17 protein-coding genes and 1 pseudogene are annotated in these 13,533 nt (G+C 74.4%); 14 read left to right on the top strand and 4 right to left on the bottom strand.

The features are described from left to right. Positions 1–33 precede the first annotated feature (33 nt). From ABT158_RS29805 to ABT158_RS29815, 3 genes are read left to right on the top strand one after another with little or no spacing between them, the layout of a single operon-like run. The gene (locus ABT158_RS29805; protein ID WP_352358950.1) at positions 34–765 is read left to right on the top strand and encodes a class I SAM-dependent DNA methyltransferase; all 732 of its coding nucleotides are present in this window, start codon (positions 34–36) and stop codon (positions 763–765) included. Next, a complete protein-coding gene (locus ABT158_RS29810) occupies positions 765–1,748 on the top strand; it encodes an iron-containing redox enzyme family protein (RefSeq protein ID WP_352358952.1) in 984 nt (327 codons plus the stop codon). The genes ABT158_RS29805 and ABT158_RS29810 overlap by 1 nt, the downstream gene beginning before the upstream one ends. Beyond that, on the top strand, positions 1,745–2,833 hold the full coding sequence (locus ABT158_RS29815) for a glycosyltransferase family 2 protein (RefSeq protein WP_352358954.1): 1,089 nt from the start codon (positions 1,745–1,747) through the stop codon (positions 2,831–2,833). Before ABT158_RS29810 ends, ABT158_RS29815 begins: the two co-directional genes overlap by 4 nt. Here the strand turns inward: ABT158_RS29815 and ABT158_RS29820 are convergent. Then, a pseudogene (locus ABT158_RS29820) lies at positions 2,797–2,910 on the bottom strand (hypothetical protein); the annotation flags it as partial. The gene ABT158_RS29815 and the pseudogene ABT158_RS29820 sit on opposite strands and share 37 nt — an antisense overlap. 375 nt (positions 2,911–3,285) lie before the next feature. Between ABT158_RS29820 and ABT158_RS29825 the strand changes: the two are divergent. The 3 genes from ABT158_RS29825 to ABT158_RS29835 all read left to right on the top strand — a co-directional run bounded on the left by ABT158_RS29825 (position 3,286) and on the right by ABT158_RS29835 (position 4,897). After that, positions 3,286–3,861, top strand: a complete 576-nt coding sequence (locus ABT158_RS29825) for a YybH family protein (RefSeq protein ID WP_352358956.1) — start codon at positions 3,286–3,288, stop codon at positions 3,859–3,861. Between the two features lie 71 nt (positions 3,862–3,932). Further along, positions 3,933–4,214, top strand: a complete 282-nt coding sequence (locus ABT158_RS29830) for a metal-sensitive transcriptional regulator (protein WP_352358958.1) — start codon at positions 3,933–3,935, stop codon at positions 4,212–4,214. Positions 4,215–4,255: 41 nt separating this feature from the next. After that, a complete protein-coding gene (locus ABT158_RS29835; RefSeq protein WP_352358960.1) occupies positions 4,256–4,897 on the top strand; it encodes a class I SAM-dependent methyltransferase in 642 nt (213 codons plus the stop codon). A 74-nt stretch (positions 4,898–4,971) separates the two neighbouring features. On the opposite strand, the gene ABT158_RS29840 is transcribed toward ABT158_RS29835, so the two are convergent. After that, the gene (locus ABT158_RS29840) at positions 4,972–5,214 is read right to left on the bottom strand and encodes a hypothetical protein (protein WP_352358962.1); all 243 of its coding nucleotides are present in this window, start codon (positions 5,212–5,214) and stop codon (positions 4,972–4,974) included. A 159-nt stretch (positions 5,215–5,373) separates the two neighbouring features. Between ABT158_RS29840 and ABT158_RS29845 the strand changes: the two genes are divergently transcribed. Next, complete coding sequence (locus ABT158_RS29845) at positions 5,374–6,288, top strand: hypothetical protein (RefSeq protein WP_352358964.1); 915 nt, start codon at positions 5,374–5,376, stop codon at positions 6,286–6,288. A gap of 33 nt (positions 6,289–6,321) precedes the next feature. On the opposite strand, the gene ABT158_RS29850 is transcribed toward ABT158_RS29845, so the two are convergent. Both ABT158_RS29850 and ABT158_RS29855 read right to left on the bottom strand, forming a co-directional pair. Then, positions 6,322–7,215, bottom strand: coding sequence for an NAD(P)-dependent oxidoreductase (locus tag ABT158_RS29850; protein ID WP_352358966.1), 894 nt, complete (start codon positions 7,213–7,215; stop codon positions 6,322–6,324). A 141-nt stretch (positions 7,216–7,356) separates the two neighbouring features. After that, complete coding sequence (locus ABT158_RS29855; RefSeq protein ID WP_352358968.1) at positions 7,357–7,689, bottom strand: nuclear transport factor 2 family protein; 333 nt, start codon at positions 7,687–7,689, stop codon at positions 7,357–7,359. A 73-nt stretch (positions 7,690–7,762) separates the two neighbouring features. Between ABT158_RS29855 and ABT158_RS29860 the strand changes: the two genes are divergently transcribed. The 7 genes from ABT158_RS29860 (at position 7,763) to ABT158_RS29890 (ending at position 13,533) form a co-directional block, all read left to right on the top strand. Beyond that, positions 7,763–8,473: a TetR/AcrR family transcriptional regulator gene (locus ABT158_RS29860; RefSeq protein ID WP_352358970.1), complete on the top strand. Its 711-nt coding sequence runs from the start codon at positions 7,763–7,765 to the stop codon at positions 8,471–8,473. A 131-nt stretch (positions 8,474–8,604) separates the two neighbouring features. After that, positions 8,605–8,943: an NADH-quinone oxidoreductase subunit A gene (locus tag ABT158_RS29865; RefSeq protein WP_352358972.1), complete on the top strand. Its 339-nt coding sequence runs from the start codon at positions 8,605–8,607 to the stop codon at positions 8,941–8,943. Then, positions 8,934–10,007, top strand: coding sequence for a hypothetical protein (locus ABT158_RS29870; RefSeq protein ID WP_352358974.1), 1,074 nt, complete (start codon positions 8,934–8,936; stop codon positions 10,005–10,007). Before ABT158_RS29865 ends, ABT158_RS29870 begins: the two co-directional genes overlap by 10 nt. A 4-nt stretch (positions 10,008–10,011) precedes the next feature. Then, positions 10,012–10,917, top strand: a complete 906-nt coding sequence (locus ABT158_RS29875; RefSeq protein ID WP_352358976.1) for an NADH-quinone oxidoreductase subunit H — start codon at positions 10,012–10,014, stop codon at positions 10,915–10,917. Next, positions 10,914–11,411: an NADH-quinone oxidoreductase subunit J gene (locus ABT158_RS29880; RefSeq protein ID WP_352358978.1), complete on the top strand. Its 498-nt coding sequence runs from the start codon at positions 10,914–10,916 to the stop codon at positions 11,409–11,411. The genes ABT158_RS29875 and ABT158_RS29880 overlap by 4 nt, the downstream gene beginning before the upstream one ends. Next, positions 11,408–11,713 (top strand): NADH-quinone oxidoreductase subunit NuoK, encoded by a 306-nt coding sequence (gene nuoK, locus ABT158_RS29885; RefSeq protein WP_352358980.1) that lies wholly within the window; start codon positions 11,408–11,410, stop codon positions 11,711–11,713. The genes ABT158_RS29880 and nuoK overlap by 4 nt, the downstream gene beginning before the upstream one ends. Continuing rightward, positions 11,710–13,533, top strand: a complete 1,824-nt coding sequence (locus ABT158_RS29890) for a proton-conducting transporter transmembrane domain-containing protein (protein ID WP_352358982.1) — start codon at positions 11,710–11,712, stop codon at positions 13,531–13,533. The genes nuoK and ABT158_RS29890 overlap by 4 nt, the downstream gene beginning before the upstream one ends.

Here is a 13,533-nt window from a genome sequence, read left to right on the forward strand (position 1 = left end):
GACCTGCTGAAACACGGGGGACAGGAGGTGCGCGTGGCCTACGACGCCTCCGCCTACGGGCGCGCGATCGCCGACATCTACGACTCCACGGTGACGGAGCTGCCGACCGGCGCGGCCGTCGAGCGGCTGGCCGCGCTGGCCGAGGGCGGCCCCGTGCTGGAGTTCGGCATCGGCACCGGGCGGCTGGCGCTGCCGCTCGCCGCCCGCGGCCTGTCCGTCGCCGGGATCGACGCCTCGCCGGAGATGACCCGAGAGCTGCGCGCCAAACCCGGCGGCGCGGCCGTCCCCGTGACGGTGGGCGACTTCTCCACCATGCGGGTCGAGGGCTCGTACGCGCTGGTGGTGCTCGCGATCAACACGATCTTCGCCCTGCCCACCCAGGAGGCCCAGGTCAACTGCTTCGCCAACGCGGCCCGGCACCTGCGCGGCGGCGGGCGGTTCGTGGTCGAGGCGTGGGTGCCCGACCCGGCCGCCTTCCGCGACGGCTCGGCGCTGCGGCTGCTGTCGCTGGCCGAGGACGTCGTCCTCATCGAGGCGGCCAGGCTCGCCCCGGCCACCCAGCACATGCGCACCACCCGCGTACGGCTGACCGGCGAGGGCGTGCGGCTGCTGCCCGCCAACCACCGCTACGCCTGGCCCGGCGAGCTCGACCTGATGGCCAGGCTGGCCGGGATGGCCCTGGAACACCGCTGGGCCGACTGGATCGGCACCCCGTTCACCGACGAGAGCCGCGCGCACGTCTCCGTCTACCGCAAGGCCGCCTGATGCGCCTGCCGCCCGCGCGTGGCCCGCTCACCGACCTGCTGTTCGACCGGCTCGCCCGGCCGCCCGCGACGCTGCCCGACGTCCCAGGCCCCGACGGCGAGGAGGATCTCCAGCTCGCCCTGTTCGCCTGCTACGAGCTGCACTACCAGGGCTTCGACGAGGTGGACGACCGCTGGGAGTGGGAGCCGTCGCTGCTGCGCCTGCGCGGCTCGCTGGAGGAGCGCTTCGAGCGGGAGCTGGCCGGGGCCGTGCCGCGTCCCGGGCCGGTGCCGCCCGGCGAGGTGCGGCGCGCGCTCACCGCGCTGACCGCCGAGGACGACGACGAGCCGTCGCTCTCGCTCCACCTCCAGCGCGAGGCCGGGATCGACACCTTCCGCGAGTTCGTGATCCACCGCTCGATCTACCACCTGAAGGAGGCCGACCCGCACACCTGGGCCATCCCGCGCCTGCGCGGCCGGCCCAAGGCGGCCCTGGTGGAGATCCAGGCCGACGAGTACGGCGGCGGCCGGCCCGAGCGCATGCACTGCGAGCTGTTCGGCCACACCATGCGCGGACTCGGCCTCGACGACTCCTACGGCGCGTACCTGCCGCAGGTCCCCGCGGTCACCCTGGCCGTCACCAACGCGATGTCGCTGTTCGGGCTGCACCGGCGGCTGCGCGGCGCGCTGGTCGGCCATCTGGCCGCGATCGAGATGACCTCGTCGCTGCCCAACCGCCGCTACGCCGCGGGCCTGCGCCGGCTCGGCGGCGACGCGGCGGCGGCCCGGTTCTACGAGGAGCACGTGCAGGCCGACGCCGTGCACGAGCAGATCGCCGCGGCCGACCTGTGCGGCGGGTTCGCGGCCGCCTTCCCCGCCCTGACCGGCGACGTCCTGTACGGCGCCGCCTGCGCCCTGGCCCTCGAACGCCGCTGGGCCGAGCACGTCATGGGCCACTGGGAGCGCGGCGCGTCCTCGCTGCTCGACCAGGAGGTGCCCGCGTGATCGACCTGGACTACGTGATCCCGCTGCGCTGGCAGGACGACTCCGGCCTCGACGAGCTGACCGAGTACCTGCGCGCCCTCGCGCCGCACGTACGCGTGACCGTGGTCGACGGCAGCCGGCCCGAGCTGTACGCCCGCCACGCCCGCCGCTGGCGCTGCCTGGTCCGGCACGTCAGCCCGGCGGCCGGTCTGTCCTTCGCCAACGGCAAGGTCAACGGCGTGACGACCGGGCTGCGGCTGGCCGCGGGCGACCGGGTCGTGATCGCCGACGACGACGTGCGCTACGACCTGCCCGCGCTGGCCGAGATGCACGCCCTGCTCGCCCGCGCCGAGCTGGTCAGGCCGCAGAACTACTTCGACCCCGCCCCCTGGCACGCCCGCTGGGACACCGCCCGCACCTTGCTCAACCGCGCGTTCGGCGCCGACTATCCGGGCACGTTCGGCGTCCGGCGGTCGTTCTTCCTGGCCATGGGCGGCTACGACGGCGACGTGCTGTTCGAGAACCTGGAGCTCGTCCGCACCGTGCGCGCCCACGGCGGACGCGAGCTGCGCCCGCCCGGCCTGTACGTCCGGAGGCTGCCGTGCGACGCGCGGCGGTTCTGGTCGCAGCGGGTGCGGCAGGCCTACGACGACCTCGCCCAGCCGGCGCGGCTGGCGTGCTTCCTGGCGGTGCTGCCCGCGCTCGCGCTGGTGCGCCGTCCGCTGCCGCTGCTGGCCGCCGCCGGGGCGGCCGTCGCGCTGGCCGAGGCCGGACGGCGGCGGGCCGGCGGGCGGCGGGTCTTCCCGGCCGGCGCCTCGCTGTTCGCGCCGGTGTGGGTGCTGGAGCGGGCGGTGTGCTCCTGGCTGGCGGTGGGGGCGGCCTGCGCGGGCGGCGTGCCGTACGCGGGGGGACGGCTCGCGCGGGCCGCCCACTCGGCGCGGTGGCTGCGCGCGCGGGCTCAGGAGTCGGCCGGCGGGTCGGGCTCGCTCGACGCCTGGAAGCCGACGGACTTGTGCGAGCCGTCGCAGAACGGCTTGGTCGACGACCGGCCGCACCGGCACAGCGCGACCGTGGCCCTTCCCGGGTCGATCGGCTCGCCGTCCTGAGTCAGCAGCTCGAAGGGGCCTCTGATCAGCAGCGGGCCGTCCTCGCAGGGCGTGACGGTGGTCGTCTCTTCGTCCATCGTGGTCACCTGCCCCGCGGGCCGGCCCCCTCACCTGCGAAGACGTCGCTAGAGGGCCTCCACGGGCGGGTAGACGTGCGGGGTGGGGTGGGCCGCGGGAAGGACGCACCGCCGTCCGGACCGGACGCTGGCACAGCGTTCGGCGTCCTCACGCTGGGGCAGTGGTTCCGGATTCGCCTGTGTTGGCCGCACTGGAGGGACGCTATAGGCGGCCCTTCCCCGCCCGGTCTCGGGGCGGCAACGATCACAGCTCTGACCGGTCTCACCAATGACAGTGAAGCGTTACCGTGAGTAATACCGACATGAGGTAAAGGGGTCGTGCGGAGTGCCTAAACCGGGCATTCGGGAACGACCGGCGAGGGCATCAACCCGGCCATGAGCAAGATTTCTGAGCGCAGGGCACTCCTGCTGGCCGCGATCGTTCCCGTCGTCCTGGTCGCGGGCTGCTCCGCGGGGAGCAACACGCAGGCGATGAAGGGCGAGGCCAGCCCGGCCACACCGACCGAGACCATGATGACGCCCACCGAGACCGGCATGGAGTCGCCGACCACGACCGAGACCATGACCGGGACCGCCACGCCGACCGGCACCATGACGGCGGCCACCCAGCCGCGTGCCGCCGTCCAGAACTACTTCGACGCCCTGAAGTCCGGCAACGTGGACGCGGTGGTGAAGACGTTCACCAGCGACGCCGTGGTGGCCTTCGACGGGCAGGCCACGGCCACGGGCTCGCAGGCCGTCCGCAGCCTCTACGAGAAGCTGCTCAAGGACGGCGCCGACCTGAAGTCGGCCACGCACACCATCGACGAGACGCGGAACGCGGGCACCCAGGACGCCTTCGCGCGCGCGACCAGCAAGCAGGGCGACACCACCTACCGCGAGCTCTTCATGCTCTCGCACCAGGGCGGCCAGTGGCTGATCTCGCGCTTCATGAACAACCAGGGCGGCTGACCGGCCCCGCTCCGGAATACGGTAGGGGGGTACCGTGTTGCGGTCGGTGTAGCGAGCGAGAGGACCGGGAGATGGCCGGGTACACCGACGGCAAGCAGGACCACCTCCGGCGGCTGCGCCGGATCGAGGGCCAGGCGCGGGGCATCCAGCGCATGGTCGAGGACGACAAGTACTGCATCGACATCCTGACGCAGGTCTCGGCGACGACGAGCGCGTTGCAGTCGTTCGCGTTGTCGCTGCTGGAGGAGCATATGGCGCACTGTGTGGTCGAGGCGGCGCAGAAGGGCGGGGCCGAGGCGGAGGCCAAGGTCAAGGAGGCGGCCGACGCCATCGCCCGGCTCGTCCGGTCGTGACCGATGCGCGCGGGGCGCGCGGGCCGGTTAGCGTGGAGGACGTGCAGGACCTGACGCGGTTCCAGAACCCCCGCTTCGCCGAGGCGTACGAGCGGATGAGCGCCGAGTCGGAGCGGCGGGGGGCGGCCGAACACCGGCGGCGCCTGCTGGCCGGGCTGGCCGGGCGGGTGCTGGAGGTCGGCGCGGGCAACGGGCTGAACTTCGCGCACTACCCGGCGGGGGTGCGCGAGGTGGTCGCCGTCGAGCCGGAGGACCGGCTGCGGAGGCTGGCCGGGCAGGCCGCGGCCGGCGCGCCGGTGCCCGTGAGCGTGGTCGCCGGGCACGCCGCGGACCTGCGCTTCGCCGACGCCTCCTTCGACGCCGTGGTGCTCTCGCTGGTGTTGTGCTCGGTGCCCGACCAGCGCGCGGTGCTCGGCGAGGTGTCCCGGGTGCTCAGGCCCGGCGGCGAGGTGCGGTTCTACGAGCACGTGCGCTCCTCGCGGGCCGCCGGCGCGCTGGTGCAGGACCTCGTGACGCCGCTGTGGCGGCGGATGGCCGGCGGGTGCCGCCTCAACCGCGACACCGAGCGTGCCATGATCGACAGCGGGCTGGTGGTCGAGGAGCGCGAACGGTTCGCCTTCCGGCCGTTGCCGTTGTCGCCCAGGTTGCCGCACATTCTCGGACGCGCCCGTAAACCGGCTTGACCGGCTGCCCGGACGGTTCTTCACGGCCGCTGTGGCGACAAATCTGGAAAAATGGGTTTTTGTTCTGATGCGTGTTATTGCGTTGTGGTGTCACCGGGGATGCGCGGAGTGATACGGCGCTGATCCACCAACGCCAGATAAACCGCGAACGCCCCCTGCGCCCACATCCCTGCCTGCTGCGCCGTCAGCCGGATCTCCTCGCCCTCGTGCGTGACGATCAGATGACCACCCGGCGCGCGGCGCCAGGCGACCAATACGTTCTCGTAAACCAGAACGTCGAGCATCGCGGTCAGATATTCGCCTTCGGTGGCGGACACGGCGTAAGCCTCCTTGCTCCTCGCCGAATTCTCGCCCTGATTCCTTCGTGCTGACTCCATTGTGCGCGCCGCGCCGGGAATTGTCGCACCCGGCCGCTTCTTCGGTTCGCGGGCGGAACCTGGCGGGGCCGGGCGGTGTAGGGAGGTCGGAGGTGCGTGATGAAGAGAAACGTGGCCGTACCGGCTGCTCTGGCGGCCGCCGCGCTGGTCGTCCTGGTGGTGGCCGGCTGGTGGGTGGGGGCGGCGTCCGCCTCCTCGCGCGGGGGGTGGGCGGTGACCTACCTCGATCCGCCGCCGGCGGCGTTCGCGGGCGGGAAGACGTACACGGTGGGGTTCTGGGTGCTGCAGCACGGCACGCATCCCTACGCGGGCGAGCTGGACCCCGTCGGCCTGCGCCTCACCCGGGCCGACGGCAGGACCGTCACCTTCCCCGGCACCCCGCTGCCGGAGGCCGGACACTACGCCACGTCGGTGGCCGTGCCGGACGGGGTGTGGCGGGTGGAGGGCCTCCAGGGCTGGTTCGAGCCCTACGCCGTGGGGACGCTCACGGTTCCCGGGCGGCTGCTGGCCGACCCGGTGCCGCCGGACAAGGTGGCGACGTTCGGCGGGGACGGGAAGGACCCCTGGGGCGCCGTCCGGCCGCCGGGCTTCCCGCCGGGCAAGAGCACGCCGGTGCCGACCGGCGAGCCAACCGGTGAGCCGACCGGGACGCAGGCCGGGGCGCCGACCGGGACTCTGGCCGGGGCGCCGACCGGGACGCAGGCCGAGGTGCAGGCCGGAGGCGGGGCCGGGACGCAGGCCGGAGGCGGGGCCGGGACGCAGGCCGGAGGCGGGGCCTTGGCCGCTGGGAGTGCGGCCGCGCGGGTTCCGGCCGGAGAGGTGCCGAGTGGCGGGGTTCCGGCGTACCTGCTGGTGCCCGCGGCGCTGGCCGGCGCGCTGATGGCGCTCGTGACGTCCCGCCTGCCCCGCCTTCGCGGCACGCCGGGACGTCCGTCCGGCGCGCGCCGGAACGCCGCCGCCGACGACCCGCCCGACGAGGACGGCTCCACGGAGACCATCGTCATCGGCGGTTAGCCCGAAGGCCCCCGGCGCCGCCGGAGGGAGACGTCAGGCCGAGGGCTCGCGGAACTGTTCGATCATCGCCGCGTAACCGTCGCCGGCACGGCCGCCGGCCGCCGCGCGCCGGGCCAGCTCCAGGAACAGGTCCGGCAGCTCGGTGTTGACGCCGAGCGCCCGGCTCTCCTGCGCCAGGTGCTCCATCCCGCCCAGGTGGACGGCGAGGGTGGCGTCGGCGGCCGGATACCGGCCCTCGTCGATCTGCCGGGCGTAGGCGGAGACGTAGCCGGTCGTCACGCCGATGGCGGTGGTGGCCAGGGACGCGAAGGTCGTCGCCTTGACGTTCGCGGCGCCCAGCAGGGCGGCGCCCTGGAGGAAGCCGTTCAGTACGCCCCACATGACGCTCAGGACGGACATGTCGTACAGGGCGGACAGGGCGTGGTCCTCGCCGAGGTGGACGGTCCCGGTCTCGGCGAGCGCCCGCAAGGTGGGCAGGTGCTCCTCGAAGGCGGCCTCCGGGCCGGAGTACAGCACCGTGGCGTCGGCGGTGCCGATCGCCTGGGGGTGGGCGAGGATCGCCCCGTCGAGGTAGGCGCTGCCGATCGTGACCGCCCACCTCGCGGTGTCGCGGGCCTGGACGGAGGTCGCCGTGGTCAGGTTGACGAGGGTGCGGCCGGCCAGCGAGGAGGCGACCGGGGCCAGCAACCCGTGCACGGCGTCGTGGTCCGAGACGCAGACGACGACGAGCGGGCTCGCCTCGACCGCGCTTGTGACGGAGCCGGCCAGGACGGCTCCCTTGGCGACGAGGTCGCCGGCCTTGGCCGCCGAGCGGTTCCAGACGGTGGTCGGGTGACCGTTCGCCAGGAAGGCCGTGGCCAGCGCCTGGCCCATCAGCCCGAGGCCGACGACGGTGACCGGCGCCCGGGAGGCGGACGAGAGGGACATGAGTGCTCCTGGTGTGGTTCGCACGGCTTGCGCCGCGATGGATGGCGGGTCCGCGGTCCGGCGGATGCGGCTCACGCGAACAACCCGTCGATGCCGCGGATGCGGCTCAGGCGAAGAACCCGTCGATGCCGCGGATGCGGCTCAGGCGAAGAAGCCGACGATGCTGCGGATGCGGCCCCCGTCGAACTCCACGACGTCGTAGCCGGTGACGGCCGGGCCGAGCCGCCAGCGGAACAACGCCCGGTCATGGTGGACGCCGACCACGGTGTCGAGGGTGAACCGGAGGTCGCCGAGCCCGCTCCGGACGCGGCCGATCACCTCGGACAGCTCGGCGTGCCCGCGCAGGCCCGCGTTCTCGGGATCGACGTAGAGCGAGTCCTCGGTGAGGACGGACCTCATCAGGGCCGGCCGGGCGGCGGCGTCCGGCTCGTTCCAGACGTCGAGGTAGGCGTGGATCACATCGATGGTGCTCACCTGCTGACTCCCAACACAGCGTTCGATTACTACACGCCGTTCAGTAAACAGCATGCCGTGTAAACTGTCGACCGTGAGCGACCCCAGGACGAGCCGCCGGGACCGGCTACGCGCCCAGACCAGCGCCGAGATCAAGACGATCGCCCTGCAGCTCATGGCCGACGGCGGTCCCGACGCCATCTCGCTGCGCGCGATCGCCCGCGAGATGGGCATGACGGCCGGTGCGATCTACAGCTACTTCCCCACCCGCGACGACCTGGTCACGACGCTCATCGGCGACGTCTACACCTCGGCCGTCGACGCGGCCGAGGCCGCCCGCGACGCGGTGCCGCAGCACGATCCGGGCGGCCGGATCCTGGCCTGGGCCCGAGCCATGCGCGAGTGGGCGCTGGCCAGCCCCGAGGGCTTCCGGCTGATCTACGGCGACCCCGTGCCGGGTTACCGTCCGCCCGACGAAGGGCCGGGCAAGGAGGCCGAAGCGCGTGCCTGCGCCGGCCTCGTCGGGCTGGTCGCCGCGGCCTGGCCGGCGGCCCGGGAGTGCGCGTCCGGGGGCGGCGCCTACACCTGGGCCGACTTCGACCCCGCCCTGGTCGCCCACGTCCGGGAGGACTTCCCGGACCTGCCGCCGGCGGCCATCGCGGTGACGCTTCGGGTGTGGGGCCGTATGCACGGGCTCGTCGCCCTGGAGATCTACGGGCACCTGCGGGCCCTCGTCCACGACCCGGCCGCCGTCTACGACGACGAGATGCGCGACCTGGTCACCTCTCTCGGCCTCGCGCACTGACCCTCCGATCGCCGGCCCGGCCGCGTTCGTGCTGGTAAGGGGGGATGTCGGTCGCGGGCAAGTCGGATTCCGGTTGCTACCGTGAGGGGCAGGTGATTCTGATCTTCGGGGCTCTGCGGTAGGTGAGAGCGGTGGGCGCTGTGCTGGGGCTCGTGGCGCTGCTCGCCGCCGGGGTCGCCGCGGTGTACCTCGCCTCCCTCGCCCTTTCGCCCGGCGGAGTCGTGCGGGTGGGGCCGTTCCTGTCCGGGGCGCGGCCGCGGGAGCACGCGGTGTCCCGCTTCCACGTCCGGTGGTACGCCGTGACGCTGGTCTTCCTCGCCTTCGACATGGAGATGGTCTTCATGTACCCGTGGGCCCTCGTGGTGGCCGAGGTGGGGCTGCCGGCGGTGGTGGAGATGTTCGCGTTCCTGGGGCTGCTGCTGGTCGGCGTCCTGTACGCGTGGCGGGAAGGGGCGTTCCGGTGGGCCTGAGGGGGTGGCTGCTGCGGCAGGCGGCGCTGCGGCCCCGGGTGCTCCTGGTCGCCTGCCCGTACGGGACGGGCGCGCGGCTGCTGGTCGAGGCGGAGGCGGACCGTCGTGGCTGGCCGGTGGCGGCGTCGGCGGCGGAGGCGAGCCTGATGGTGGTGTGCGGGCGTCCCGGGGCGGAGCTGGCGGCGGCCGTAGGGGAGGTCTGGAGGGCGGTTCCGGTGCCGAGGGCGCTGGTGGAACTGCCGCCGGACGTCCCGCCCGGCGACGTCGTGGCCGCGCTGGACGACGCCGTCCACGTGCTGGGGGACGAACCCGGCCAGTGGCGGCAGGCCGGCGTCCTGGCCGCAGGGACCTCCGCGGACGACACTCCCATGGCCGGCCGAGGGGCCGACCGGGACAGGCTGAAGCTGGACCGGCTGCACGTGCCGCTGGGACCCGTGCTCGCGGACTGGCCCGCGGGGCTGGTGGTGGAGACCGTCCTGCAAGGGGACGTCATCCAGGAGGCGCACGTGCGAACCCTGCCGGCCGACGGCACGGGCGACGCGTTCTGGGCCCCGGAGCCGGACGCGAGCCGGGAAGAGGCGCGGCGGCGGACGGCGGCGGCCCGGCTGGACGGCCTCGGCAGGCTGCTCGGCGTGGCCGGATGGCCCGCCGCCGCGGCGGACGCCCGGCGCCTGCGCGACCGCCTGCTCGCGGGCGCCGTGGACGAGCGGGGAAGACGTCGTTGCGTCCGGTTCACGCGGCGGGTGCGCCGGTCATGGGTGCTGCGGTGGATGTTGCGCGGCGCGGGTGACCTCGGCCCCGGCGCCCCACAGCGGCTGCGCGGGGACACCCTGGATCGTGCGCGCCGGTGGCTCGACGACGTGGACGCCCTGACCGAAGAGGACGTGGACGCCCTGACCGAAGCGCGCTCCGAACCCGGGGACGGCGGCGACGTCCCGGTGGACGAGGTGCTGGCGTTGTTGCCCGGACTGCTGACCGGGGCCGAGCTCGCCGTGGCACGGCTGATCGTGGCCGGTCTCGATCCGGACCTCGACCGGCTGCCGTCGGCGGCCAGGGACGGGTGAACCGGTGGCTGCGGGCACGGCCGCAGGCACGGCCCTGGGGATGGCGGTGCTGACGTGGGGGGCGGCGGCCTTCGACGCGGCGCTCGGCAATGGTCGGAAGGCGTGGCGGGCCGCGGCGGTGGCGCCGTTCAGGGAGGCGGCGCGGCTGGTGGTGCAGCAGCGGCGGCGCACGGACCGGGCCGACGTCCTGCTCACCCGGGCCGGGGTCGTGGCGTTGCCGGTGGCCGCGCTGCTGGCCGCCGTCGTCCTGCCGGTCGGCGGCGAGGCGGTGCTGGACCTGGGAGCGGGGGTGGTGTGGTTCAACGCCATGGAGGTGTGCGTCTGGGGGGCTCTGTGGCTGGTCGGGTGGGGGGTCAACGCCGTGTGGCCGCTGGTCGGCGGCTACCGGTTCCTGGCCCAGGGCCTGGCGTACGAGCTGCCGCACATGTTCGTGCTGATCACCGCGGGCGTGGGGGCGGGGTCGTTGCGGTTCGCCGACCTCGTGGCGGCGCAGCGCGGGTTGTGGTTCGTGGTGTGGATGCCGGTCGCGTTCGCGGTCTACCTCGTCTCGGCGGTGGCGATGGCGTTCTGGGGGCCGATGGGGCAGCCGGTCGGGCGGGACGTGTGCGGCGGCGTGCCGGGCGAGCTGGGCGGCCCCGACCGGCTGGTCTTCCTGGCCGGACGCCATGCGCTGGTGGTCGTGGCGGCGGCCGGGGCGGTGCCGCTGTTCCTCGGTGGCGCGGCGGGGCCCGTGCTGCCCGGCTGGGTGTGGGGGCCGGTCAAGACGGCGGCGGTGCTGGCCGTGCTGGTGCTGGCCGGGCACCGGGTGCCGGTCGTGCGGATGGACCGGTTCGTGCAGTTCGCGTGGGTGGTGCTGATCCCGGTCACGCTCGTGCAGCTGCTGGTCGTCGCGGTGGCGGTGCTGCCGTGAACGTGGCGTTCTGGGCGCTGGCGGTCGTCGCGGTGGCGGGTGGGGTGGCGGTCTTCGTGGTGGACTCGATGGCGCGGGCGACGTTCGCGCTGCTGGTCTCGCTGCTGGCCGTGGGCGGGACGCTGCTGCTGATCGACCTGGAGTACCTGGGGGTGCTGGTCGTCCTCATGATGGTCATGGAGATGCTGGTCATGGCCGTCTTCATGATCATGTACATGATGAACCCGGCCGGGCTCATGCCGATGAAGATGGTGCACAACCAGCGGGGCGCGGCGGCCGTCGCCGGAACGGTGTTCGTCCTGCTGGCCGCCGGGGCGCTGCTCGTCCGCCCGCCGAGCCGGCGCGGACGCCCGCCGGCGGACCCCACGCACGCGCTCGGCCTGTCCCTGATGGGGCCGAAGATGCTGGTCATGATGGTCGTCGGGGTGGCCATCATGGCGACCATGATCTCGGCCGTGCTGCTGGCCACCCACCGCGGACGGTACGACCGGTGACCCTCCAGGCCTTCCTGCTGCTGGCCGCCGCCCTGTTCGCCGTCGGCCTGTACGGCGTGCTGTCCCAGCAGTCGATCGTCATGCTCATGATGGGCCTCGAACTCATGATCAACGGCGTGCTCGCGGCGGCCGGCGCCTTCTGGTATCACGTCGCCCCGGCCGCCGCGGACGGCCAGGTCCTCGTGCTGGTCGCGGTCACCGTGATGGCGCTGGAGATGGCGATGGGCTTCGCCGTCACGACGGCCGTCTTCCGCGCCCGCGACGTGGACACGACCGACGCCGCCGGAGACCTCAAGGGATGAGCCCGTCCCTGTGGCTGCTGCCCGCGCTGCCCGCCGCCGCCGGCGCGCTGCTGATCCCGGTGCGCCGCGCCGTCCCCGCCCTGTCCGTCGCCACGGCCGCGCTCACCCTCGGCCTGGCCGGGCACGCGGCGGCGACCAGGCCCTCGGCGACCGCCCGGCTGATCCTCGGCGAAGGGCTGGCCGTGGACGGGCTCTCGGCGGTCATGGTGGTCACCGTGGCGGCGGTCGGGCTGGCCGTGCTGGTGTTCGCGGCGGCGGAGCAGCGGTCGGGGCGCTTCCACGGGCTGATGCTGATCTTCCTGGGCGCGATGCTGGCCACGGTGACCGCGACGGACCTCGTCCTGCTGCTGATGGGCTGGGAGGTCATGGGCGCGATGTCGTACGCGCTGATCGGCTGCCGCTGGCGCGACCGCGAGCGCGTACGGTCCGGAGCCGTCGCCTTCGTCACCACCCGGGCCGGCGACCTGGGCCTGTACGTCGCCTGCGGCGCGACCCTGGCCGCGGGCGGCGGCCTGGCGCTCACCGGGCTGCCGGGGCTGCCGCCGCCGTGGCGGGACGTGGTGGCGGGCGGGATCGTGCTGGCCGCGCTGGGCAAGTCGGCGCAGGGGCCGTTCGCGTTCTGGCTGTCGCGGGCGATGGCGGGCCCGAGCCCGGTGTCGGCGTTCCTGCACGCGGCGACCATGGTGGTCGCGGGGGCGTACCTGCTGCTGCGGCTGCACGCCCTGCTCGCGGCCACCGGCTGGGCGGCGGCGGTGGCGGCCTGGACGGGCGCGGTGACCGCGCTGCTGCTCGGCCTGGTCGCGCTGGCGCAGCGGGACCTCAAACAGCTCCTGGCCGCCTCGACCTGCGCGCAGGTCGGGTTCATGGTGCTGGCGGCGGGGGCGCCGGCGGTCTCCGGCGGGACGGCCCACCTGGTCGCGCACGCCGCCGTCAAGAGCCTGCTGTTCCTCGCGGCGGGGGCCTGGCTGGCGGCGCTCGGCACCAAGGACCTGGCCGGGCTGCACGGTGCGGCCCGGCGGTTCCCGCTGGTGGGGGTGGCGTTCGGGGTGGGGGCCGCGGCCCTGGCCGGGTTGCCGCCGCTGTCGTTGTGGGTGACCAAGGACGCCGTCCTGGGCGGGGTCGCGCAACCTGGACCGCGCGTGGTGGCCTTCGCCGCCGGTTTGGTGGCCGCCCTGTACGCGGGGAAGGCGCTGGCCGCGGTCTGGCGGCCCGCCGACGCGGCGACCGGCACCGGGAGCGAGCGGCGGGCCACGGGCCGGATGGCCTGGCCCGAGCTGCTGCCGCTGCCGGTGCTCGCCCTGGTCGCGGCCGGGTTCGGGATCGTCGGGCTGCCCGCGGTGCACGGCTGGTGGTCCCGGCTGGTGGGCGACCCGGGCGCGCCCGGCCTCACGGCGGGCGAGCTGGCCCTGTCCGGCGTCCCGGCGCTCGCCCTGGTGACCGCCGCGATCGCGGTGCGGCCAGGGACCGCCGCGCTTCCGCACGCGGGCGCGGTGTTCGGGGGCTGGCTGGGGCTGGAGCGGGCGGCGCGGGCCGTGGTGTGGCGGCCGCTGCTGCGGGCGGCGCGGTGGGCGGCCCGGTTCGACGAGCGGGTCGTGCACGGCGCGGTCGAGGCCGTCGCGCGGGCGGGACTGCGGGCCGCGCGGCTGGCCGGAAGCCCGCTGGAGTCCGGGCTCGACGGGCTCGTCCAGCGGACCGGCGGCGCGGTACGACGCCTCGGCGGGCTGGCCAGACGCCCCCAGACCGGACAGGTCCACACCTACTTCGCCCAGGCCGCCGTCGCCCTGGTCGTGCTGGCCGTCGTGTTCGCGATCGTGAGGTGA

It is taken from the genome of Nonomuraea sp. NPDC001636, from assembly GCF_040298265.1.
Lineage (GTDB): Bacteria > Actinomycetota > Actinomycetes > Streptosporangiales > Streptosporangiaceae > Nonomuraea.